The sequence below is a fragment of the Synechococcus sp. H55.10 genome (genome assembly GCF_047502715.1).
Lineage (GTDB): Bacteria > Cyanobacteriota > Cyanobacteriia > Thermostichales > Thermostichaceae > Thermostichus.
Map to the genome: position 1 here is coordinate 30,199 of NZ_JANSJJ010000017.1, position 23,278 is coordinate 53,476.

At 60.9% G+C, this 23,278-nt stretch carries 22 protein-coding genes; 8 read left to right on the forward strand and 14 right to left on the reverse strand.

What is annotated here, in order from left to right; translation table 11 throughout:
- Nucleotides 1–58 precede the first annotated feature (58 nt).
- Together NW858_RS01770 and NW858_RS01775 are read left to right on the forward strand one after the other, a co-directional pair.
- Nucleotides 59–433 (forward strand): STAS domain-containing protein, encoded by a 375-nt coding sequence (locus NW858_RS01770; protein ID WP_414333076.1) that lies wholly within the window; start codon nucleotides 59–61, stop codon nucleotides 431–433.
- 77 nt (nucleotides 434–510) lie between these two features.
- Nucleotides 511–1,209: a class I SAM-dependent methyltransferase gene (locus tag NW858_RS01775; RefSeq protein ID WP_414510324.1), complete on the forward strand. Its 699-nt coding sequence runs from the start codon at nucleotides 511–513 to the stop codon at nucleotides 1,207–1,209.
- Here the strand turns inward: NW858_RS01775 and NW858_RS01780 are convergent.
- Nucleotides 1,206–3,395: an NAD-binding protein gene (locus NW858_RS01780; RefSeq protein ID WP_414366483.1), complete on the reverse strand. Its 2,190-nt coding sequence runs from the start codon at nucleotides 3,393–3,395 to the stop codon at nucleotides 1,206–1,208. The genes NW858_RS01775 and NW858_RS01780 overlap by 4 nt on opposite strands.
- A 401-nt stretch (nucleotides 3,396–3,796) precedes the next feature.
- Here NW858_RS01780 and NW858_RS01785 point away from each other — a divergent pair, with 401 nt between their 5' ends.
- A complete protein-coding gene (locus NW858_RS01785) occupies nucleotides 3,797–4,849 on the forward strand; it encodes a Fe(3+) ABC transporter substrate-binding protein (RefSeq protein ID WP_414519512.1) in 1,053 nt (350 codons plus the stop codon).
- 198 nt (nucleotides 4,850–5,047) lie between these two features.
- The gene (locus tag NW858_RS01790) at nucleotides 5,048–6,766 is read left to right on the forward strand and encodes an ABC transporter permease (RefSeq protein ID WP_414519514.1); all 1,719 of its coding nucleotides are present in this window, start codon (nucleotides 5,048–5,050) and stop codon (nucleotides 6,764–6,766) included.
- 110 nt (nucleotides 6,767–6,876) lie between these two features.
- On the opposite strand, the gene NW858_RS01795 is transcribed toward NW858_RS01790, so the two are convergent.
- The 8 genes from NW858_RS01795 to NW858_RS01830 all read right to left on the reverse strand — a co-directional run bounded on the left by NW858_RS01795 (nucleotide 6,877) and on the right by NW858_RS01830 (nucleotide 12,754).
- The gene (locus tag NW858_RS01795) at nucleotides 6,877–7,821 is read right to left on the reverse strand and encodes a F0F1 ATP synthase subunit gamma (RefSeq protein ID WP_414365549.1); all 945 of its coding nucleotides are present in this window, start codon (nucleotides 7,819–7,821) and stop codon (nucleotides 6,877–6,879) included.
- 60 nt (nucleotides 7,822–7,881) lie between these two features.
- Nucleotides 7,882–9,402, reverse strand: a complete 1,521-nt coding sequence (atpA, locus tag NW858_RS01800; RefSeq protein WP_414333068.1) for a F0F1 ATP synthase subunit alpha — start codon at nucleotides 9,400–9,402, stop codon at nucleotides 7,882–7,884.
- A gap of 61 nt (nucleotides 9,403–9,463) precedes the next feature.
- Entirely contained in the window at nucleotides 9,464–10,012 is a 549-nt protein-coding gene (gene atpH / locus NW858_RS01805) for an ATP synthase F1 subunit delta (protein ID WP_414333066.1), read from the reverse strand.
- A 19-nt stretch (nucleotides 10,013–10,031) separates the two neighbouring features.
- Nucleotides 10,032–10,580: a F0F1 ATP synthase subunit B gene (locus tag NW858_RS01810; RefSeq protein WP_414337239.1), complete on the reverse strand. Its 549-nt coding sequence runs from the start codon at nucleotides 10,578–10,580 to the stop codon at nucleotides 10,032–10,034.
- 35 nt (nucleotides 10,581–10,615) lie between these two features.
- Entirely contained in the window at nucleotides 10,616–11,089 is a 474-nt protein-coding gene (locus tag NW858_RS01815) for a F0F1 ATP synthase subunit B' (protein WP_414333062.1), read from the reverse strand.
- Nucleotides 11,090–11,177: 88 nt separating this feature from the next.
- Nucleotides 11,178–11,423, reverse strand: a complete 246-nt coding sequence (gene atpE / locus NW858_RS01820) for an ATP synthase F0 subunit C (RefSeq protein WP_011430931.1) — start codon at nucleotides 11,421–11,423, stop codon at nucleotides 11,178–11,180.
- A gap of 216 nt (nucleotides 11,424–11,639) precedes the next feature.
- Entirely contained in the window at nucleotides 11,640–12,386 is a 747-nt protein-coding gene (gene atpB / locus NW858_RS01825) for a F0F1 ATP synthase subunit A (RefSeq protein ID WP_414333059.1), read from the reverse strand.
- Nucleotides 12,387–12,391: 5 nt separating this feature from the next.
- On the reverse strand, nucleotides 12,392–12,754 hold the full coding sequence (locus NW858_RS01830; RefSeq protein WP_414333058.1) for a hypothetical protein: 363 nt from the start codon (nucleotides 12,752–12,754) through the stop codon (nucleotides 12,392–12,394).
- 534 nt (nucleotides 12,755–13,288) lie between these two features.
- Here NW858_RS01830 and NW858_RS01835 point away from each other — a divergent pair.
- Nucleotides 13,289–13,873, forward strand: a complete 585-nt coding sequence (locus tag NW858_RS01835) for a DUF3177 family protein (protein WP_414333057.1) — start codon at nucleotides 13,289–13,291, stop codon at nucleotides 13,871–13,873.
- Complete coding sequence (locus NW858_RS01840; RefSeq protein WP_414333055.1) at nucleotides 13,870–14,184, forward strand: hypothetical protein; 315 nt, start codon at nucleotides 13,870–13,872, stop codon at nucleotides 14,182–14,184. Before NW858_RS01835 ends, NW858_RS01840 begins: the two co-directional genes overlap by 4 nt.
- A gap of 13 nt (nucleotides 14,185–14,197) precedes the next feature.
- Here NW858_RS01840 and gpmI read toward each other — a convergent pair whose 3' ends face one another.
- The 4 genes from gpmI to mnmE form a co-directional block, all read right to left on the reverse strand.
- A complete protein-coding gene (gene gpmI, locus NW858_RS01845; protein WP_414337238.1) occupies nucleotides 14,198–15,790 on the reverse strand; it encodes a 2,3-bisphosphoglycerate-independent phosphoglycerate mutase in 1,593 nt (530 codons plus the stop codon).
- Nucleotides 15,791–16,012: 222 nt separating this feature from the next.
- Nucleotides 16,013–16,519 carry a tetratricopeptide repeat protein gene (locus NW858_RS01850; protein WP_414333052.1) on the reverse strand — a complete coding sequence of 169 codons (507 nt, stop codon included), beginning with the start codon at nucleotides 16,517–16,519 and terminating at the stop codon, nucleotides 16,013–16,015.
- 43 nt (nucleotides 16,520–16,562) lie between these two features.
- Nucleotides 16,563–17,063 carry a DNA starvation/stationary phase protection protein Dps gene (gene dps / locus NW858_RS01855; protein WP_414519518.1) on the reverse strand — a complete coding sequence of 167 codons (501 nt, stop codon included), beginning with the start codon at nucleotides 17,061–17,063 and terminating at the stop codon, nucleotides 16,563–16,565.
- Between the two features lie 105 nt (nucleotides 17,064–17,168).
- Nucleotides 17,169–18,548, reverse strand: a complete 1,380-nt coding sequence (gene mnmE / locus NW858_RS01860) for a tRNA uridine-5-carboxymethylaminomethyl(34) synthesis GTPase MnmE (protein WP_414519520.1) — start codon at nucleotides 18,546–18,548, stop codon at nucleotides 17,169–17,171.
- 156 nt (nucleotides 18,549–18,704) lie between these two features.
- On the opposite strand from mnmE, the gene glgP reads away from it, so the two are divergent.
- A complete protein-coding gene (gene glgP / locus NW858_RS01865; protein ID WP_414519522.1) occupies nucleotides 18,705–21,305 on the forward strand; it encodes an alpha-glucan family phosphorylase in 2,601 nt (866 codons plus the stop codon).
- 164 nt (nucleotides 21,306–21,469) lie between these two features.
- Nucleotides 21,470–22,534: a tetratricopeptide repeat protein gene (locus NW858_RS01870; RefSeq protein WP_414337235.1), complete on the forward strand. Its 1,065-nt coding sequence runs from the start codon at nucleotides 21,470–21,472 to the stop codon at nucleotides 22,532–22,534.
- Here NW858_RS01870 and NW858_RS01875 read toward each other — a convergent pair.
- Nucleotides 22,434–23,273, reverse strand: coding sequence for a response regulator transcription factor (locus tag NW858_RS01875; RefSeq protein ID WP_414333043.1), 840 nt, complete (start codon nucleotides 23,271–23,273; stop codon nucleotides 22,434–22,436). The two genes, NW858_RS01870 and NW858_RS01875, sit on opposite strands and share 101 nt — an antisense overlap.
- Nucleotides 23,274–23,278 lie beyond the last annotated feature (5 nt).

Here is a 23,278-nt window from a genome sequence, read left to right on the forward strand (position 1 = left end):
GGGGTCATAGCAGCAACCGATGGTGCTAAGGTGGGGCATGAGGTCTTGACTGGAAGCAATGGATTTTAAGCTGCGCATCCGTACCGCCGAAACTCCGCAAGGGCAACAACTGGCGATTGTGCCGTTGGAAGGTCGCTTTGACGCCAAGGTCGCTTCCGAAGTGCGGCAGTTGCTGCAGCAGGTTTTGGATTTTGGTTACCACAACCTGTTGATCGACATGTCGGCGGTTACTTTTATGGATAGCTCCGGCCTGGGGGTGCTGATCTCGGCCTTGCGCAAGTGCCGGACTGCCGGCGGCAACCTCAGCCTCTGTTGCGTTCCGGAAAGCGTCGCCCTCGTCCTCAGCCTCACCTCGATGGAGAAGGTCTTGACCTGTTTTGACGACCTGGAGACGGCCATCGCCAACTTCTCCACCGCTTCCTCTGCTCGCTAGGCCGACATTTTGAGTTGCTGCGATGCCCTGCCTACACCTCTGACGTTGTCCCCAGGATCTGTTGAGGAGGCTTAGCCATGCCCCAAGCTGGCCTCGATACCTTTCAGCTCCTTTACCAGCACCACCGTGGCCCCAGCTTTTGCGAGCGCATGCTGGCTACTGCTCCTGGCCGCTTCAATGAGACCTTTTGGCAGTTTTGGCAGCAGCATGTTGAGCCCTGCTTGCCCGCTGCGCCCTGCCTGCTGGATCTGGGAACGGGGCCGGGGTATGTCCTCCGGCAGTGGGCCCAGCGCTACCCCGGCGGACATTTCATTGGCGTAGATCTAATGCCCTACATGTTGGAGCGGGCAGCGGCAGACTTGAAAGGCGTCCCTGGCCTTCAACTGCTGCAGGCCGATCTCCACGATCCCCATTTGCCCCTGCCAGATTGCAGCGTTGACGCGGCTCAGGCGGTGGTGGTGATCCACGAGATGGTGCAGCCGGTGCGCCTGTTGCAAGCGGTGCGGCGTCTGCTCAAGCCAGGGGGGCGGTTTTTGCTGGTGGACTGGGTGCGCGCCCCACTTAGCCTCTACTTCGATGCGGCCACAGAAGCCCAACTGTTTCAGATGGAAACATCCCTAGACACCTTGGTGGATCAGTTTACCCACTTCTACGAGCACAACCGCTTCAGCGCTGAGGACTTGGCCTGGCTGTTGGAGAAGGTTGGCTTGAGAGTGGTGGCGCAAGAGCTCTACGGGCAAAATCGCTTTGTGCGCCTTGTGGCGGAAAAGCCCTAGAGGACTTCAGGGATCCGCCGCTCGGCCTGCACCTGGGCAAACACCTGCACCTCGGTGCTCATTTTGCGCAGTTGGCGGGCCAACTTAATGGCCTTGTCGCGGGGGAGAGGGGGGCTCACCACCGCCGGCAGGCAGCGCAACAGCGGCTTCAGGGCCGTCTTGGGCAGCCGCGCATAAAACGCCAAGGTGGAGAGGATCTCGTCTTCAAAGTAGGGGTTGCGGTATTCCAAAAGCCGCACTTGATAGAGTTCCGGCGGCAGAGGGCGTCCCTGGGCCAGGCGAATCAGGGATCCCACCGTCCCCATCACGTATAGACGATCCCCCCGCTTCAACAGGGTCTCGCCCTCTTTCTGCCAGATCTTGGGAAAAACACAGGGCCGGCCCGGTCGGGAGTGATGCAGCAAGATCGCCAGGTCGTAATCCTGGGCCAGTTGCCGTAGGGATAGCCCCAGGTAAGGGTCATGGGCCGAGACCTCCAGCAGCGTCACCAGCAGCGTTTCCCCGTCCCAAGTCAAGGTGCCGTAAACGGATCCCACCAACGCTGCCGTAGCAAAAGCCCGCGCCCCCAGGGCCGTGGTGCTGTAGCTGGTTCCCAGCGTCTGCAGATGCCGCTGCATCCGCGCCGCCAGCTCAGGATCCGTGACCCGCAAAATGGTGCGGATCCCAGGTTGCAGGCTGTGGGCGGTCAGGGCGGTCTCGAGGTTGGTGAGATCGTCAGGCGTCGTGCAGATCAAAGAGCGGCTGCTTTGGATGCGAGCCTGTTGCAGCGTGCTGGCCAAGGCGTAGTTGCCCCGGATCACCACCGCCCCCTCCCGTTCCGTCGCCGCCAGCAGGGGATTGTCGCTGTCGGGCTCCACAACCACCACCTCATAGCCCATTTGCCGCAACAACTGCAGCACCAAGTAGCTCAGCCGCCCCAACCCCGCGATCACCACGTGATCCGCTTTGGGCATACGGGCGGCCCGGCCCAAGCCAAAGCGGCTGCTCACCAACTTGTCGGTCACCAATCCGTAGATCAACCCCACCAGGGCAGCCCCCACCAAGGTCATGACCACCGCCACCACCTTCACCCCTAGAGGGGTCTCCGCCTGCTGAAAAGCCTCGATGTCCCCATACCCCCCCGTCAACACCACGATGGTCAGCAACAGCCCGTCAACCACGGATTTGCCGATAGCTCTAAAGTTAAGGATCCCCAGCACCAGCATGGCTCCCAAGGTGAAGGTGAGGGTGCGCACGATGGGCTTGACCTGCAGCAGTCCCTGCAGGCTTCTGCGCAGCCAAGATAGGAGCTGCCTGAACGAGTTGCCTCGCTGTTGTTGTCGTTTGTCTTGCACCTGTCCGCTGGCCCAGCGTTGTGCCCGCGAAGAGCCGCGCCGCCCGTTGCGCTCCAACAGGTGCAGATAGGATCTGGGGTCGCAGATCACCAAAATGCGATCCCCCTCCAGCAGCTCTGCCTCGTGGTCGAAATCGTCGAAAACCCGAGACTCGGAAAAGTCGGACAGCCCGTCCACCGGGTAGTGAAACAGCACCCGCGCCCGAAAGGTTTCCTCCAGTTCCGAGAGGGGCATGTGCAGCAGACGGGAGTTGTAGCCGATGGTCAGCTCCACCACGTTCCAGAGGGTGGTCTCTTGGGGAGCGCCAAAATAAAGCGGATTCGCCAGCTCCGGCGGCAGCGTGGCCGGCTGAGCCTCTAACTGGGGCAGCTCGAAGTAGCCGACAAATTCGTCCGAGACAGCTTTCAGAGCAAAGGCCGGCGCAGCCAAGGCAGCCACCGACAGGGAAAAATGCTGCGGCAAAATCGAGTCCAGGTAGCGGGCAAGGCCGGTGTTAAACAGACGAGAGACAATGCGCACCTGCGGGTTGAGATCCCGAATCAAGAGAGCCAGCTCGAAGTTGGCTTGGTCGTTGTCCTCCACAAGCAATGCCACCTTGATCCGCTCGATCCCAGCCCGGCGCAACACCTCCGGCTGATGGGGATCCCCCTCTAGGTATTGCCACTGCTCTTTTAATAAAGAAGGCCGCGGGCCGGGAGCCACCACCACCGCGCGCTGTCCAAAGTCTTCCAGAATCTGCAGCGTCAACGCTGCCAAGTCGTTGTAGCCACAGACCAGGATGAAAACACCCGGATCCCGGCCATTGTCCTGCAGTTGCTCATCCAGCCATTGATGAGAAAGGGATCCCACCATACTCCACCACCTACCCTGCTCCCTTTATACCCAAGGCAGGTCTAGAACCCCGCCCTACCCAAAATATTCCGGTAAGGGATTCCCTTGCCCGGCCAGCCGCGATGAGAAGCGACCTTGGCTCTTGTTTCCAGCGAGAGTTGGCGGATCTTGGGCCAAACGGTTCAAAGATGAGAACGACTCCCAACAGCTTGACTCGGTACTCAGGATCCTCTATCATTGCCCCAGAGCAAAGTTCTTGAATAAAAATCTCAATAAGCTTGGCCTAGAGAAGGGTCAAAAGGCCGGCAGTTGAGGGAACTGCCCTGATTCAGGGAGGGGGTTTTCAAGTGCTTTCTCGGGTAAAGGCATTGCTGACTGGGTCAATGCAGCAGCCTTTCTTGAAATGTTTTTGAGTTTAGGAGTTGGGTATGCGCTTATCGCGACGGCAACTGGTCAGCGGAGCCGCGCTGGGCTCTGTAGCCTTGGCGGCAGGCTTGCTGGGGCGTCCGGCCCGCGGCGCCAACCGGGAGGTGAACCTCTACACCTCTCGGCACTACAGCACTGATGAGGAATTGTACGAACTTTTCAAACAGAAAACGGGCATTACCGTCAATTGGGTGCAGGGCAACGCCGACGAGATTGCCCAACGTATCCGCAGCGAGGGAGCCAACAGCCCTGCTGATATCTTCATGACGGTGGATGTGGCCCGGCTGTGGCGCGCCCAGAACGAAGGCCTGTTTCAGCCCATCCAGTCCGAGACGCTCTCTAAGAACATCCCGGAATCGCTGCGGGATCCGGAAGGCTACTGGTTTGGCCTAACCAAGCGGGCCAGGGTGATCATGTACAACAAAGACAAGGTGGATCCCAAGGAGCTCTCCACCTACGAAGATCTGGCCAACCCCAAGTGGCGAGGTAAGGTGCTCACCCGCTCCTCCAGCAATGTGTACAGCCAATCTCTGACGGCTTCCATTATCCTGGCGCACGGGATCCCAGAAACCGAACAGTGGGCCCGCGGCTTGGTGGCCAACTTTGCCCGCCCGCCGGAAGGGGGAGACATTGATCAAATCAAAGCCGTGGCCGCTGGTGTGGGGGATGTGGCCCTAGCCAACACCTACTACCTGGCGCGTTTGATCAAATCCGACAATCCCGAAGATCGCGCCGTAGCGGAGAAAATCGGCGTCTTCTTTCCCAACCAACAGGATCGCGGCACCCACGTCAACATCAGCGGCGCCGGAGTTTTGAAAACAGCTCCCAACAAAGAGGCCGCCATCCAGTTTCTGGAGTTCCTCTCCGGCCCAGAGGCGCAGGCCATCTTTGCCCAGAGCAACAACGAATACCCGGTGCTGCCGGGGGCGGAGATCGACTCGGTGGTGGCCAGCTTTGGCACCTTCAAGGAAGACACGATCAACGCCGCCAGCATTGGCCGCGTTACCCCCGATGCCCTGAAAGTGATGGATCGGGCCGGTTGGCGATGAAAAGCGCCGGGGCTGCCAAGAGCTTTCTTCTTGGCTCCCCGGTAGGGGTCGCAGTGCAGCCCCAAAGCAGGATCAAGTCCCAAGTTTGAGTCTTGAGACTTAGCTTCTTTGTTTTTTCCTAAGATTTGCCTGACAATTGGGAAACAGTACGGTGAAGAAAAAGTTTTTGCCAGCTCTCAGGGATTTCAGCTGCAATTGATGGAAAAGTTAGCTTGGCTAAATCTGGGTAAACGCTTTGACCATTCTCTCAAGAGAGCTTGGACGCGCTGGTTCAGCGGTTGGACGTTGCTGACCTTAGCCCTGACGGGCTTAATTTTGATTCCCACTCTGACGGTTCTCCTCAGCCTTTTTGCTGATGAGCGGCAGGTTTGGGAGCACTTGACCGACACGGTCTTGGGGCTGTACGTGCGCAACAGCCTGCTGATGATGGTGGGGGTGGCGCTGGGAGTCATCCTGGTGGGCAGCGGCACTGCCTGGCTGGTGACAATGTGCGAATTCTGGGGGCGGGCCTGGCTGGAGTGGATGCTGGTGTTGCCCCTGGCGGCTCCTACTTATGTGTTGGCCTACGCTTACACCGATTTTTTGCAAGTAACCGGCGGCTTCCAGACCTGGCTGCGGCGGGTTGCCGGCTGGGGGATCGGCGACTACTGGTTCCCCAACATTCGCTCCTTGTGGGGGGCGATCCTGCTGCTCATCCTCACTCTCTACCCCTATGTGTATCTCTCGGCGCGGCTGGCCTTCCAGGAACAGTCGGTGGTCTGTTTGGAGGTGAGCCGCTCCTTGGGCTACGGACCCTGGGCCAGCTTTTTCCGGGTGGCCTTGCCCTTGGCCCGGCCAGGGATCGTGGCCGGCTGCCTGCTGGCTTTGATGGAGACCCTGAACGATTTCGGCACCGTCAGCTATTTTGGGGTCGATACCTTTACCACCGGCATCTACCGCACTTGGACGGCCCTGGGCAATCCGGTGGCGGCAGCTCAGCTTTCAGCGCTGCTGCTGCTGTTGGTGTTGCTGCTGATGGCCCTGGAGCAGTTCTCCCGCCGGCGGGCGCGCTACTATCGCCAAGGATTCAAGCCAAACCCAAGTCGTTATCCCTTGCACGGGATCCGGGGGGTGGGGGCGTGGCTGGCCTGTGGGATCCCGATTGGGCTGGGCTTCGTGATCCCTGCCCTGATCCTGCTCAACATGACCCTGCGCCAGGGGGAGTTGGGCCGCCGCTTTTGGAGCTACGCCCAGAACAGCTTTCTGCTCTCAACGATCACGGCGGTGATCGCCGTCTTGGTGGCGGTGGTGGTGCTGTACGGTTTGCGGCTGCAGCGGGCCTGGGGCCTGCGGCTGGCGGTGCGGCTATCTTCCCTGGGCTACGCGCTACCGGGCGTGGTGATTGCAGTAGGAGTTCTGATTCCCCTGGGGCAACTGGATCAACTGCTGAGCTACTTGCGGCAGGCGCTCTTTCAACAGCCGCCCGGTCTGGTGATCAGCGGCACTATTGTGGCGTTGGTGTTTGGCTATCTGGTGCGCTTTTTGGCGGTGGCTCTGTCCACCGTCGAGGCGACGCTAGCGCGCATTCCTCCCAGCCTGGACGAGGCAGCCCGCAGCTTGGGGCAGGGATCCCTGGGCACCCTGTGGCGGGTGCACCTGCCCCTGATGGGGGGCGGGATCCTGGGAGCGATGCTGCTGGTGTTTGTAGATGTGATGAAGGAGCTGCCGGCCACGATGGTGCTACGCCCCTTCAACTTCGATACCTTGGCCGTCCACACCTACCGCATGGCTGCCGACGAACGCCTGGCCGAGGCCGGCGCCCCCGCCTTGGCGATTGTCCTGGTGGGGATTTTGCCGGTGATCCTGCTCAACGCCCAGATAGCCCAGCGACGCAATCTAGGCTCCTCAAATAAAACGTCTCCCTACGTCGTTCCCTAACTCCCCTCTCCCTCTGGGAGAGGGGTTGGGGGTGAGGGTACCTCTGGGAGAGGGGTTGGGGGTGAGGGTACCTCTGGGAGAGGGGTTGGGGGTGAGGGTGGGAGAGAAGTTCATAGGGCCTCAGCTCCGGCAACTACCTCCAGGATCTCCTGGGTGATAGCCGCCTGCCGAGCTTTGTTGTAGGCAAGGCCCAGTGTGCGGATGAGTTCGCTGGCGTTGTCGCTGGCATTGTTCATGGCCGTCATGCGGGCCGCCAACTCGCTGGCCGCTGCTTCCTGCAAAGCCCGCAACAACTGGTTGTTCAAGTACAGCGGCAGCAGCGCGTCCAAAATCTGCACCGGATCCTGCTCGAAGATCATGTCTGGCGGCGGGGCTGAGACAGGAGCAACGATCTTGCTGCGCTCGACCGTGAACTCTCCCCCCCGCACCAGCAGGTTAAAAATCTCGTCGTCGCGGGCAGCCAGGCGCGTGGGATCCAGAGGTAGCAGCGATTGCACCACCGGACGGGAGCTAATCAGCGAGACAAAGCGGGTGTAGATCAGCTCCACCTTGTCTACTTTCTCGGACAGGAAAGCGGAGAGGAGCTGATCCCCTATTTGCGCAGCTTCCGCCGCCGTAGGAATCTGCGACAAGTTCACGTAGGTCTTGGCAATGGGAGCGGAGCGGCGCTGAAAATACTGCACCACCTTGCGGCCCACCAGGTAAAGCTGCACCTGCAGCCCCGTCTGCTGCAGCTCGCGCACCCGCTCCTCGGTGCGCTTGATAACGTTGGCATTGTAAGCACCGCACAGGCCCCGATCCCCAGCCACCACCAACAGGCCCACCGTTTCAATGGGCCGCTGCTTCAGCAGAGGCAACTCGACATTTTCCAGCCGCAACCGCGTTTGCAGCCGATAGAAAACCTGGGCTAGGCGGTCGGCAAAGGGACGGGTGGCCATCACCTGCTCCTGGGCCCGTCGCACCCGCGCTGCCGCCACCAGGCGCATGGCCTCTGTAATCTTGCGGGTATTTTTCACCGCCTTGATGCGATCGCGAATCCGCTTTAGGTTTGCCATAACCGATCCCCTCTGCTGTGGTTACTGGATGGGGATCCCCAAAGCAGGGATCCCCGGCAACTAAGCCGCCTTGGCCAGGAAGCTTTGTTTGAACTCCGTGATGGCGGTTTTCAAGATCTCTTCCGCCTCTTCAGTGAGTTGCTTGGTGGAGAGGACGATCTCCCCATACTTGGGATGGGTGGTGCCCAAGTAGGACAGCAGGCCCTGTTTGAAGCTGGAGACTTTCTCCACCGGAATGTCGTCCAAATACCCCCGCGTCCCGGCGTAGATAATTGCCACCTGCTGATCCAAAGACAGGGGCGAATATTGCGGCTGCTTGAGGATCTCCTGCAGCCGTTGGCCACGGGCCAATTGCTTCTGGGTGGCCTCGTCCAGATCAGAGGCAAATTGGGCAAAGGCTTCTAGATCGCGAAATTGCGCCAGTTCCACCTTGATCGAGCCGGCCACTTTCTTCATCGCCTTGGTCTGGGCCGCCGAGCCGACGCGGCTGACAGAGATGCCAACGTTGATGGCGGGGCGAATACCGGCGTTGAACAGATCCGACTCCAAGAAGATCTGCCCATCGGTGATGGAGATAACGTTGGTGGGAATATAGGCCGACACGTCGTTGGCCTGGGTTTCCACAATCGGCAGCGCCGTCATAGATCCCTCGCCCAGCCGGCTGTTCAGCTTGGCCGCCCGCTCCAGCAACCGCGAGTGCAGATAGAATACATCCCCTGGGTAGGCTTCCCGACCGGGCGGACGCCGCAACAGCAGCGACATCTGCCGGTAGGCCACCGCCTGCTTGGAGAGGTCGTCGTAGACCACCAAAGTGTGCTTACCCTGGTACATAAAGTACTCGGCAATGGTGGCGCCACAATAGGGGGCCAACCACTGCAGCGGGGCCGGGCTGTCAGCGCCGGCAGCCACCACAATGCTGTAGTCCATTGCCCCTCGCTCGGTCAGGATGCCCACCACCTGGGCGATGGTGCTCTGCTTCTGGCCAATGGCTACGTAGATGCAGATCACATCCTGCCCTTTCTGGTTCAGGATCGTGTCCACGGCAACGGTGGTCTTGCCGGTTTGGCGGTCGCCGATGATCAGCTCCCGCTGCCCCCGCCCGATGGGGATTAGAGCGTCAATGGCGGTGATGCCGGTTTGCAGAGGCTCGTACACGGAGCGGCGATCGATAATGCCAGGGGCCGGGGACTCAATGAGGCGCGTCTCGGTGCAGTGAATCGGCCCTTTGCCGTCGATGGGATTGCACAGGGGATCCACCACGCGGCCCAGCAGGGCTTCCCCTACAGGGATGCTGGCAATTCTGCCCGTGGCTTTGACGGTGGATCCCTCTTGGATATTCCGCCCGGAGCCGATCAACACTGCGCCGACGTTGTCTTCTTCTAGGTTAAGGGCAATACCGGTGGTGCCATCCTCAAATTCCAACAGTTCGCTGGCCATCACCTTCTCCAGGCCGTAGATGCGGGCAATGCCGTCTCCCACCTGCAGGACGGTACCGACATTGGAGATCTGCATCTCCTGGTTATACTGTTCGATCTGCTGCTTGATGATGGTACTGATCTCGTCTGGGCGAATCGTAGGCATAGCAGTCCTCTCAACGGAATAGGAAGGGATCCAAAATTATTAAGGAAAACGCTGGGCCAATTTAGGCCAACTGCAGCGCCAGCCGGCGCAACTGGCCGCGCAAGCTGAGGTCGATCACCTGGGATCCGATCTTGATGATCACCCCACCCAGCAACGTGGGATCTTGGGCAATCTGGAGCTCCACACCCCTGGCCTGCGTGAAGTCTCTTACCCGCTCGCGGATCGACTGCTGTTGCGCCTCCGTCAGAGGTACCGCCGTGGTCACCTCGGCCAGGACGATATCTTGCAGCTTCCGCTGCAGCTCCAAGAACCGCCGGCAGACGGCCTCGAGGAACATGATACGGCGACGGTCGCACAACAGCTTAAGAGCATTCAGCAGCAGGGGGTGGATCTGGTCGGCAAACACCTGCTGCAGCAGGTTTTTCTTGGCTTCCGCCTTGATCAGGGGGCTGGCGAGGAATTGGCCCAGCTCCGGCGTGGCCTGCAGAACCGCGGCCATAAAACGGATGTCGGCCTCAAAGGTATCCATTAGCCCCTGAGCAGAGGCAAGAGAAACCAGGGCTTCGGCGTAGGGATCGACCACCTTGGCGGCCATGGTGCGGCTGATCATGCTTTTCCCTTCCTCCTCCTTAGCGGGCAATCATCTGGATCCCTTGTTCGATCAGGCGCTGGTGAACCTGCTCGCTGAGGTGCTGCGGCAGCTCCTGCTCCACCTTGCGCAGGGCTTGGCGCACGATCTGGCGGCGCAGCTCCTGGACAATTTGCTCTTGTTCAGCAGAGAGATCCCTTTCGGCGTTGGCGCGCAGCCGCTCGATCTCCCGCTCCGCCTGCTGCAACAGCTCCTGCCGGCGGGCTTCCGCATTGGCCTCCGCCTGTTTGCGAATGCGCTCCGCCTCCTGCTGGGCCTGCGCCAGCTTTTGTTGTTCTTCCGCCAGCCTCTCGATCGCCTCCTGCTTGCGCTGCTCCGCCTGGCGCAGCTCCTCGAGGATGCCTTCTCGCCGCTTGGCCAGAGCTTCCCCCACCACCCGGCGCCCCAAAATGTACAGCAAGGTGAGGATGATGGCGATGTTGATTAAGTTGCTTTCCAGAATCGCATCCAAGAGCCCCTTTTCTGGGGATACTTCCGCGGCTTCTGCCATGGCCAAAAGCCAAGCGGGCATCAGGCTCCACACCAGCATCACGCGCTACTCCCAAGGAATGTTCAACCGGCCACTTAACGGGCGCTGCCCAACAGCTTCTCGGTGATCTGGGCGGCAATGGCATCCACTTGCTGCTGCAGTTGTTCGAGCGCCGTCTGCTTTTCCTGCTCAACTTGCCGCCGCGCCGCCTCCAGCTTGGCTTGGATCTCCGTCTGGGCTGCCGCCAGCTTCTCCGCACGGATGCGGGCTGCAGCCGCTTCCGCCTCGGCGATCACCTGCTGCGCCTGTAGGCGGGCCTTGCCGATCTCAGCCTCGTACTGGCGGGTCAGAGCCATCGCCTTGTCCAACCGCTCCTGGGCCTCCGCCTGGGTGGTGCGGATGTAGTCGTTGCGGCTGTCGATGACCCGAGTAACCGGCTCGTAGAAAAGGGAGTTGAGCACGGCCACCAGCAGCAGAAATTGGACGGCAATGATGGGCAAGGTGGCATCCAGATCGAAGAGGCCATTTTTCTCGGCAGCTTCGACGGCCAACAAAGTTGAACAAATCATGAGGCCGCACCAACAGAAACAGGATCTGAGATCGAGCAGGGAAGGGGGGCAAGACCCCAGCTCTCGGCCTGGGCCGCCCCCAGAGGCATTAGGCGAAGGGGTTGGCAAACAAAAGTACCAGTGCCACCACCAAGCCGTAGATGGTCAACGCTTCCATGAAGGCCAGGCTGACCAGCAGGTTGCCGCGGATTTTATCTTCTGCTTCCGGCTGACGGGCCAGCCCTTCCATAGCGGCGGCGGCAGCATTCCCCTGGCCCAGCCCCGGGCCCAGGGATCCCAGGCCAATTGCCAGAGCGGCAGACAAAACAGAAGCAGCAGAGGTTAACGGATCCATAGTGAGATGCTCCTTGTCAGTACAAAACAGAGGGTTGACACGAACGCAACAGCGCTTTGAGCGTCGAGGTGATCTGGCTTTATTTAACCGATCGCCTCTTTGTCGGCGGCCTCTCGGCCCCAACAAACCTTACCAGAGAAGGGATCCCTTGCAACGACCCATTGGAGAGGTTTTGAGAGCTGGGCCCTGAACTCGGCGGCTGGCTCAACTCCTGGGTCAATCGTGGTGATCCCCACCCCCATGACCTTCCAGCGCCTCTCCAATGTAAGCTGCCGAGAGCGTCGCGAAGATCAAAGCCTGAATGGCCCCTGTAAACAGGAACAGGATCATCACCGGCACCGGGATCAACAACGGCACCAGCAACACCAACACCGCGATCACCAGCTCCTCTGCCAAGATGTTGCCGAACAGACGGAAGCTCAGCGAGAGAGGTTTGGTGAAATCTTCCAGGACGTTGATGGGCAACAGAACCGGCGTGGGCTCGATGTACTTTTTAAAGTAGGACAGCCCTCGCTTGCTAATACCGGCTACAAAATACATGACGCTGGTGAGCAGCGCCAAGCCGGCGGTGGTGTTGATGTCGTTGGTGGGAGAGGCCAGCTCTCCTTCCGGCAGGGGAATCAACTTCCAAGGGAAGAGGTTGCCCATCCAGTTGGAGACAAAGATGAACAAGAACAAGGTGCCAACATAGGGCACCCAGGGCCGGAAGTTGCGCTCGCCAATCTGGGCGCGGGCAATGCTTTGCACAAATTCCAGGGCATACTCAACGAAGTTTTGCAGGCCAGACGGCTCCCGCTGCAGTTGACGAGTCCCCAACAGCACCACGGCCAAGATCAGGGCGATGGCGATCCAACTGGCAATCAAAACCTGCCCGTGAACGGTGAATTTGCCCAGGTGCCAATAGAGGTGATGGCCGACCTCAAGTTCTGCTAGAAGAGGAGGAGAGGAGAAGAACAGGTTCATGGGCATCACGCAGAAGAGGATAAACGAGTCAGCGTCTGGACAAGATGAATGAGCAGGGCGACCTTGTAGGTCATGAACCCCAAAAAAATAGGCAAAATCTGTAAAGACTTCACCTGAGTGGCCAGGACGATCAGCCCGACAAACAGAGCCAAGCGCGTCACGCCCAGCCGGCTGCGACTTTTGCCCAGCTCCGCAACACCACGGCCCAGCATGCGCAGATAGACTACGCCAACGATTGCTCCGAGCAAGTAGTTGGCCGCCACCCCTGGGGAGTAGACCAGGGCCACTCCCACAGCGATGGCCAGACTCACGCCCAAGGTAACCACCACCAGCCATAGCTGCAGCGCTTCATAGCTCCTGCCAGCCATTGTCGCCTTCTCCCCCGAACCCGCTTCGCCCGGAGCAAGCGACGGCTGCGACGCACTCTGGCAGCCTAAATCCTCCTCCTGCTGGGACGGAGGCGGCGCCTCCTCTAGGGGAGGCAAAGGCTTGGGCTTCCACGGGGTCGCCTTCCAACGGGCAGGACTGTGGGAGAGAAGTCGGGAAGAACGTGCCATGGGAATGAGGTCACCACCTGTGAGGATCTGGCCTTAACCCAAAATAACACGACTAAGTAACAATACTTAACGAGTTGGGCCGGGCCAGGACGGGATGGAACCTTACAATCATCGCCTCGAAAGACGACTAGCCCTTCGACAGACGGAGATGTTCCTCTAAGAATCTACCACCTTCGCGGATCGGCAACGGCAAAAATGGAAAACTTTCTGAAAGCCCTCGGATGTAAAGTTTTGCCTAAGGTGGCCGAGAAGCTGCAATATTCTGTTACCTCCTGTTGTTTTGAGGTGGATCCCGCCGACCCTGCCGCTCTATATACTATGGGGCAGTGAGAAGAAAGGGCGAGGATGATCCCCGTGAGTTGGCTGGTCAAGGCGATCTGGGTGGACTACAGCTTGGCCGTGGCGCTGACGGTGGTGCTGCCGTTGGCTCTCCTAATTTGGGCTTTTGCGGTGGGGTTACGTCCTCTGATTCAGCTCTTGATCGTTTACTGGCGGGTGTCCAGCCTCTTGGCGGTGACGGTGTATTTGATGATTGGTGGCCTGCCCATCAGCTTCTTGAGCGGGGCGATGGCGCGGCTCTTGATCCCGGTCTGCCTGTGGTTCTGGCGAGATTGGAGCACTGCTCTCAGGCAGTCGAGAAGCTGGGCGGCACGAGCTTTTTTGCTCTGGCGGTGGGCTGTAACCGGTTACATGGGGGCCGGGATCCTCTTTTCGGGGGCCTTCGTGCCCTGCGCCTTCCGGGCTTCTCTATCGGCGGAGTGTCGAGCTTGGCTTGAGCCGCCGCTGGGGTTTCGAGAGATTTTCCATCCCAATGTGCCGCCGGAGCTGCTGGGGAGCGTGGGGGCGTGGGGCTTGGTGGCCTACCTGCTCTATAGCGTTTACTTTGTCTGGCGGCTGCGGCCCGGTGCAGACAAGGGGGAGCTGGCATGAGTGCTTTGCCCTGGCCGCTGGCCTTGGAGCGCTACAGCCAGGCTCACCCCCAGGAGGTGCTGCGGGTGGAGGTAGAAAGCGAGGGGGAAGTTGATTTGGTGCTGATCTACCGCGGCTACAGCAGCTCCCTGCGCCGGCCCACACCCCCCGATCCGGAAGTGGCGGTGATCCCTCCCCAGGCTCGCTTTTTGCAGTTGGAGCGCCTGAGCGCCCCCTATCACCCTGAGCGCTCGCAGGTTTTGGCCCTCTACCGCAACTGGGAAGAGCTGAGAGCTTGGCTGGCCCAGGCTGGGATCCCAGTGGCCGAGTGAGCAATTCCCGGTCTCAGCGCCCCACTGGGCTGGGTTGCCGCTGCAGGATGGTGTATTCTGCCGGCTGCAAGAGCGAGCGCCCTGTCATCTCGGCAGGTTGAGGCAGACCTAAGATCTCCAGAAGGGTGGGGGCCACGTCGGCCAGGGTGCCGTCGGAGCGCAGCTTGACGTTGCCGCCGCGACTGGGGATTTTGCGCTTTTCCCCCTCCACCAGGATGCAGGGGACGGGGTTGGTGGTGTGGGCGGTCCAAGGGTTGCCCTGCTCGTCCCACATCAGCTCGGCGTTGCCGTGATCCGCCAAGATTAAGGTGGTACCCCCCGCATCCACCACCGCCGCCAGCAGACGGCCCAGGCAGCGATCCACCGTCTCCAGCGCCCGCACGGTGGCCTCGAAGTTGCCGGTGTGGCCCACCATGTCGGGATTGGCATAGTTGAGCACCACGAGGCTGTATTCGCGGCGGGCGATAGCTTCGATAGCCTTGTCGGTCACCTCCACCGCCGACATCTCCGGCATCTGGTCGTAGGTGGCCACCAGCGGGCTTGGCACCAAGATGCGATCTTCGCCGGGAAAGGGCTGCTCGATGCCGCCGTTGAAGAAGTAGGTGACGTGGGCGTACTTTTCCGTCTCGGCAATGCGCAACTGCTTGAGGCCGGCCTCGCTCACCACTTGGCCCAGCAGGTGATCCAGGTTCTGGGGCTTAAAGAGCACCTGCACCGGCAAGGTTGGATCGTACTGCGTCATGGTGATAAAGGTGAGATCCGGAATCAGACGGCGCTGGAAACCGGAAAAGTCAGGGCAGACGAAGGCTTGGGTGAGCTGGCGGGCGCGATCCGGTCGGAAGTTGAAGAAGATGACTGCATCTCCCGGCTGCACCGCCCCCGGAGCCAAGCGAGTGGGGGGAATGAACTCGTCGGTAACATCCTGGGCGTAAAAGTCTTCCATGACCTCAGCAGCGCTGCGGCCACAGCCAGGGCCGTCTTCCGTCAGGATCTCGTAGGCCTTCTGGGTGCGCTCCCAACGGCGATCCCGATCCATGGCGTAGTAGCGGCCACTCAGGGTGGCGATGACGCCATTGCCCAGCCGTTGCAGCTCTTTTTCCAGGGCGGCCAGAACCCTGGCCCCGTCGCGAGGCAAGGTATCGCGGCCATCGGTGATGGCGTGGACATAGGCCGGGATCCCAGCCTGGGTCGCCAACTTAAGCAAGCCATAGAGATGGTCGATGTGGGAGTGAACCCCGCCTTCGGAGCAGAGGCCGATGAAATGAAAACGGCCCCCTCGCTCTTTGAGTTGGCAACACACCTCCAGCAAGAGGGGCTCCTGGAAGAGGGATCCCGTCTCGATGGCGTCGCTGATACGCACCAATTCTTGCGGTACCACCCGCCCTGCCCCCAACGTCAGATGCCCGACTTCAGAGTTGCCCATCTGTCCTGCCGGCAGGCCCACAGCTCGACCTGAGGCTTGCAGCAGAGCATGGGGATAGGCAGCCCAAAGGCTATCCAGGACAGGGGTTTGGGCAGCCAGCACCGCGTTGCCATCGAGAGCGTCCCGATAACCCCAGCCGTCCAGGATTACCAGAACCACAGGTGCTACCGATTGCGAATCCATGAAATGGCCTCTCGTTTTTAAGACATAATACCAGCCCCGGCAACACGATACCGGATCTTACATGTGTGCTCAAGATTTCCATATTTCAATCTTCTTTTGAGAGGATAAGGAAAGGCTTATAGAGGCATGATGAGCTTTTAAGCCCAACCCATCTGAACAACTGTGCCTCAGTCAAGAGTATTTCTGCGGATGGAATTGCAGAGGGAATCCCCAGGAGCTGGGCTACAAGCGTTTGCGCAGAGAATCCGAGCGGCGCTTGGCAATGGCATTTTGGGGATCCAACTTCAGGGCAGTTTCGTAAGCTTCCAGGCTTGGGCCATAGAGATTTTTCTTCTCATAGGCATGGGCCAGGTTGTTCCAAGCGGTCACATAGCCGGGATCCGCTGCCACTGCATCTTTGTAGTAGCGGATGGCCAGGTCGTATTGCCCCTGGCTGAAGTAGGCAAAACCGAGGGCGTTGCAGACGGGGGGAATGTTCTCCCCCGCCACCTCTAGAGCTTTTTTAAGCTGGACGATGGCCTGGTCGTAGAGACGCTTTTGCAGATAGACGCTGCCCAACTCGTAGTGCTCCTGCGGGGATCCCTTGCCTTTGCTCAGGCGGGGCTGGAGCTGCCGGATGACTTTTTCCTGGGCCCGCACCCGCAGCACCTCACGCAGGACGAAGTAGCCTGCCACGCTGAGGATACCGGCCAAAGCCACCAGGTACAGGAGGGGAGCGTTGACGCCCATTTTTGCCTACTCCACTTGCCTATCCAGATTTGGCTTGCCGACGTTACGCCTGCAGGTGAGCCTCGATGAACCAAAGATCTTTGTCGATCTGGCGGGAGATCTCGGTAAACAGGTCGGCGGTGTCGGCATCCCCCAGTTCGGTGGTGCGGTCGATGTTGCGGCGGACAGCAGCCGCATACTGGCCGTAGCGGGCCGCCAAAGCCTGCAGGTGAGCCCGCCCCTCCTCAGCCGTTAGGTCGTATTCGGGCAAGTTCGAGGTTTGGGCGACGATGCGAGCGGTACCGCGGGCGATGCCCCCCAGAGCCGTAACCCGCTCCGCCAGCATGTCTACGTAGTTTTCCAGGGTGCCGGCAAAGGTGTCAAACATCTCGTGCAGGGCGATGAAGTTCATGCCTTTGACGTTCCAATGGGCCTGCTTCACCTGGGTTTTCAGATCCAGCGTGTCCGCCAAGGACTGGTTGAGCAACTCCACCAGTTGCGCGCGGGCCTCGGCCGGCAAGTCGATCTGGGTGGGGTAGAGACGGGTTTTTGCGGCGGTAACCATAGCCAACCTCCTAAGTTGTGTCTCCATTATCCGGGATCCGCTGTGAGGATCCCCAACTCAGCCCATACTAACACAAACTCAGAATGAGTATGAGTTAGTGAGCACTTACTTGCCGATGCAGAAGCGGCTGAAGATCTGATCCAGCACCGCTTCGGAGATCTCCTCGCCGGTGATCTGGCCAAGGGCGTGCAGGGCGTCGCGCAGGTCGATGCTCCAGAAATCGAGGGGGAGCTGCGCCTGCATAGCCTGAACTACCTGTTCCAGGCTGGCTTGGGCCTGGCGGAGGGCGGCAGCCTGGCGCTGGTTAAGGCTCACCTCCAGGTTGGGCTGGGGCCGTCCCTGGGTGACAAGCTGCTCCAGGGCCTCTTCCAGCTCCGGGATCCCTTGGCCTTGGGCGGCGACGGCGGGGACGCGGTGGGTAATCTCGGCGGGGAGGGGGATCCCGTCAGGGGGGGCGAGGTCGGTTTTGTTGATGACCAAGATGAGAGGGCGGTGGCGAATGGACTCGTAGATGGCGGCGTCGGCATCCGTCCAGCCGGCCTGGGCGTCGATGACCAGCAGCAGCACATCGGCAGCCTGGGCCAGCCGTTGGGAGCGCTCCACCCCCAGACGTTCCACGGGATCGTCGGTGGCGCGAATGCCGGCAGTATCCAAAAGCTGGACGGGGATCCCTCTCACCACCAACTGGGATTCCACCACGTCGCGGGTGGTGCCGGGCAGGTCGGTGACGATGGCGCGGTCTTGGCCCGACCAGGCGTTGAGCAGGCTGGACTTGCCGACATTGGGCCGTCCGACGATGGCCACCTTCACGCCGGTGCGCAGCAGTTGCCCCCGCTCGACGGTAGCCAGCAGGGCCTGCATCTGGGCCTGGATGGCTTGCAGCCGGGCCTGCCAAGCGGGAACATCCAGAGGGGGCAGATCCTCTTCAAAGTCGATGCGCGCCTCGATCTCGGCCAATAAGCCCAGCAGCTCCTGGCGCAGGGCGCGGATGGACTGTCCCAATTTGCCCTGCAGCCCCGCCAGCGCCATCTGGGCTGCCTGGGGGGAGCGGGCCGCCACCAGATCGGCCACACTTTCGGCCTGGGTGAGGTCGATGCGTCCATTCAAGAAAGCCCGCAGGCTGAACTCCCCCGGCTGCGCCAGCCGTGCTCCCTGGCGCAGGCACTGCTGCAGCGTGGACTGAACCACCATGATGCCGCCGTGGCAGTGCAGCTCCACCACATCCTCGCGGGTGTAGGAGCGGGGGGCCTGCATCCACACAGCTAAGGCTTCGTCCAGTTGGCGACCCTTCTCGTCATGGATCCAGCCGTAGAGGAGGCGATGGCTCTCCCAGGTGGCGTTGCGGCGGGCGGGGGTAAAGATGGCCTGGGCAATGGCCAAAGCCCGCGAGCCGGAAAGGCGTACAATGCCAATGCTGCCCTGCTCGGGCACCACAGCGGTGGCAATGGCAGCAATGGTGTCGGCCAGGGGTGCAGTTAGATCCATATGTAACAAGGAATGCGCTATGCCTTGGTTCCCTGGAGGTGGCAGGTGGTACCTAGGCAGGATCCCGGCCTTCAACTCGAAAGAAGCTGTAAAAAACTGTGCTCTCCCGCCGAGGTCAGGGTAGCTTGGCAGTGGCGACCTGCACGCGTCCTAACTATGAAGCCGTTACGCACGTTTAAGGTTACTCCCTACCTGCCGGCTGCTCTGGAAAGTCTGCGCTTGCTGGCCTATAACCTGCATTTTAGTTGGAACGTGGAAACCCGCAGCCTGTTCCAGCGCATGGATCCGGATCTCTGGGATGCCTGTGGCCACAACCCGGTGGCTTTGCTGGGGCAGATCCGGCAGGAGCGGCTGGACGAGCTGGCGGAGGATCCCGGTTTTTTGGCCCAGTTGGAACGGGCCAGCCAACAGCTCCAGAGCTACCTGCAAGAAGACACCTGGTACCGCAAGCATCGCTCAGCCCAAGCCGTGGAAGGGGAGTGCTACGCCTATTTTTCGGCAGAGTTTGGTCTGGCGGATTGTCTGCCCATCTACTCAGGGGGCCTGGGGGTTTTGGCCGGGGATCACCTCAAGGCGGCCAGCGACCTGGGCCTGCCGCTGGTGGGGGTGGGCCTGCTCTACCAAAAGGGATATTTTCGCCAGTACCTCAACCCCGACGGCTGGCAGCAGGAGCGCTACCCTGTGAACGATTTTTTCAACATGCCCCTGGAGCTGCAAAGGGATGCGGAGGGCCGCGAGATTCGCATCGAGGTGGACTACCCCAAACGCAAGGTGTTTGCCCGCATCTGGAAGGCGATGGTGGGGCGGGTGCCCCTCTACCTGCTGGACACCAACATCGAGCCCAACAGCCAGTACGACCAAGACATCACCGATGAGCTGTACGGCGGCGACCAGGACGTGCGCATCCACCAGGAGATCATGCTGGGCATCGGCGGCGTGCGGGCTTTGCGCGCCCTTGGCATCCATCCCACCGTCTACCACATGAACGAGGGGCACTCGGCTTTTTTGGCCGTGGAGCGCATCCGCCTGTTGATGCTGGAGCAGGGGCTGAGCTTTGAAGAGGCTTGGCAGGTGGCCAAGTCCAGCCAGATGTTTACCACCCACACGCCGGTACCCGCCGGGATCGACCTCTTCCCGCCGGACAAAATCGACTACTACCTCGGCTTCTACTACAGCCAGATGGGCCTGAGCCGGGAGCGCTTTTTGGCCCTGGGCCGCGAAAACACCGGCGACTTCCAGTCCCCCTTCAGCATGGCGGTGCTGGCCATCAACATGGCCTCGTTTGTCAACGGCGTCAGCAAGCTGCACGGGGCGGTCTCGCGCAAGATGTTCAGCCGGCTATGGCCCGGGATCCCGCTGGAGGAGGTGCCGATTACCTCCATCACCAACGGGGTGCATGTCCGCACCTGGGTGGGGGAAGAGAACCAAGCCCTCTACGATCGCTACCTGGGGCCGGATTGGGCGGAGGCTCCCCCCACCGATCCTCTTTGGCAAAAGGTGGATCGGATCCCGGATGGGGAACTGTGGCGGGCCCACGAGCGCAGCCGCTCCCGCTTGATCACCTTCACCCGCGAGCGCCTGGTGGAACAACTGCAAAAGCGGGCCGCCTCGGCAGTGGAGATTCAGCGAGCCTCCGAGGCCCTCAACCCAGAGGTGCTCACCATTGGCTTTGCCCGCCGCTTTGCCACCTACAAGCGGGCCACCCTCTTGCTCCACAACCTGGAACGGCTCAAGGCCTTGCTCAACCATCCCCAGTACCCGATGCAGTTTATCTTTGCCGGCAAGGCCCACCCCCGCGATACAGCCGGCAAAGAGTTGATCCGCCAGATCGTGCAGGTGTCGCGCCAGCCGGAGTTTCGCCAGCACTTAGTTTTCATCGAGGACTACGACATGTACATCACCAGCCTGATGGTGGCCGGCGTGGATGTGTGGCTGAACAACCCCTTGCGCCCTCGCGAGGCCAGCGGCACCAGCGGCATGAAGGCGGCGGCCAACGGTGGACAGAACCTGAGCATTTTGGATGGCTGGTGGGATGAGGCCGATTACTACCAGACCGGCTGGCCCATTGGCCGCGGCGAGGAATACGAGGATCGCACCTACCAAGATGAGGTGGAGTCGAATGCCCTCTACGACCTGCTGGAACAAGAGGTTGCCCCTCTCTTTTACCAGCGCGGCAGCGATGGCCTGCCCCACGCCTGGATTCAGCGCATGAAGCAGGCGATTCGGCTCAACTGCCCCCGCTTCAGCACGCAGCGCATGGTGCTGGAGTATGCCGAGCGGGCCTACATCCCCCTCAGCAACTACTTTGACCGCATGCGCCGCGACAATTTCGAGTCGGCTCGCCAGTTCACCCGCTGGCGCAATCATTTGCAGGAGAACTGGTACAACATTCGGGTCCTCAATGTCCAGATTGAAACCCCGAAGAAAGCTTCCGCCGCCGGCCTCCCCTCGGCGCAAGATGACCAAGTGGTGATGGCCCGGGATCCCCTTACGGTGACTGTCGAGGTGCGGCTGGGATCCCTGCAGCCGCAGGACGTGATCGTCCAGGCCTACCAGGGGCCGGTGGACGACAACGGCCAGATCCAGAACGGCCAGGCGACCTCTTTGCCCCATGTGGAGACGATGGAGGATCGCGCCATCTTCTCCGGCCAGATTCGCTACGAGGCCAGCGGCCTACAGGGGCTGGCCATCCGCTTGCTGCCCTTTCACCCCGATATGCACGATCCCTATGAGCTGCGGCTGATGCTCTGGGCCTAGAGTATCCGTTCCACCCAAAAGGGAGACGGGAGGGGAACAGCCCCTTCCTATCCCGATCCAGCTTGAACGAAGAGAGATGCTCCAGATTCGTGAGGATTGGTGTTTGTCGCTGCCCAATCAGGCAGAATCAGAAAAACAGATTCAAACGGCTCCGGGTTGATGCCATGCTCAAAGCCCACGACTCTGCCGGTTTGCGCCTGTTGGTCGCGGCTGCCCTGCTGTTGGGGGGCCTGGCCAGTTGGCGGCAGGATCGCCTCTTGGCGGTGATGGGTCTGGCCAGTGCAGCGGCCATTTCTGCCTTTACCCGCCCCGCCATCTTGGCCTACAACCGCGGTCGCGAGCGGTGGCTGAACCGGGATCTGATAGGGGCCGTCGAGCAGCTCAACCTGGCGCTGCAACAGGATCCCCATTTGACCAACGCCCACCTCCTGCGGGGCCAAGCTTACCTCGAACTCGGCCAGCTTCCCCAGGCGCTGGCGGACTTCGACCAGGCCACCCGGTTGGCCCCGCGCCGGCCAGAACCTTACCTTTACCGCGGCCTGATTCGCCAGTCGCAAGGGGATCTGCAGGGGGCAACGGCGGAGTTGACCGAGCTGGTGCGCCTACACCCCAACGCCCCCCACCACCTCCGCTTGGCCAACCTGCTTATGCAACAGGGATCTCTGTCTTCAGCTCTAACTCACCTGGACGAGGCCATTCGTCGGGATCCCACCTCGGCGCCCGCCTATGCCTGCCGCGCTACGGTGTACGGCTACCTGGGCGAATGGGAGGCGGCTTTGTCTGATTGGTCGCAGGCCATCCGCTGGGATCCCTCTCCGGCCCATTACTATCGGCGGGGCGTTGCCTATGCTTGGGCCGATCGCTATGGCGAGGCCGTTGCCGACCTCAGCCGCAGCCTAGAAATAGAACCGCAGCAGCCCAACGCCCTTTACAGCAGGGGCAACCTTCTCTATGCGCTGGGGGAGATCAAAGCGGCTTTGGACGACTACGAGCGGGCTTTTCGCCGGGAAGCGGACATAAACTGCATCGACCGCTCCGACGAGTACGGCCTGTACGAACGGGGGCTGGCCTACTGGAACATGGGGGATAGAGAGACAGCTCTCTTTGATTTGCAGGCGGCCCTGCAGCTCAGCCGTCAACGTCGCAATCTGGCTTTGGAGCAGCGGGTGCGCCGGTCTTTGCCGCGACTGAGCGATCCAGACGGGGATCCTGGCTCTCCTCGGACGTAGGGGCCAGCTCCGGAACCCCCGACAGCGGCTGGCCGGGTTTTCTGCTCCTGTAGCAGGGGGGGTTGAGGCCAAAGCAGTAGCCGACATTGCGCACTGTCTGGATCAAGCTGGGCTGGCGCGGATCCCGTTCCAGCTTTTTGCGCAACGAGAGGATGTGGGTATCAACGGTGCGGGGGTTATCGGTGGAATCCGGCCACGCTCGCTCCAGCAGTTCCAGCCGAGAGACGGGATCCCCGTCTGCCTGCACCAGCACCATCAGCAGGCTGAACTCCTGAGGCGTGAGGTCGATCCCTTCCCCGGCCAAGGTGACGCGCCGTTGCACCAGGTCGATTTTGAGATCCCCATACTGCAGAAAAGTGGGAGGGATACGGCGACGCAGCCGGCGGGTCAGGGCCTGAATATGGGCGTCTAACAGGGGCAGGCTGAGGGGCTTGGTGAGGTAAGCGTCGGCCCCGGCTTCCAGCCCGGTGATGATGTCGGCTTCGGATCCCCGCTGGGAGAGCAGCAAAATCAGCAGATCGCACTGGCGATGGGCCCAGCGGCACAATTGCAGGCCGCCGCGGTTGGACAGCTCTGCATCCAAAATCAGCAGGTGGATGGGCTGCTGCTGCAGCAGGGTTTTAGCCTGGCGGATGGTCTCTGCTTGCCAAACTGGGTGCCCCGCCTGTTGCAAGTGCCAACCCAGCAAGCTGCGCAGATGGGGGTTGCCTTCTGCCAGCAAGATGTGCAAGGGTTGCATGGCTG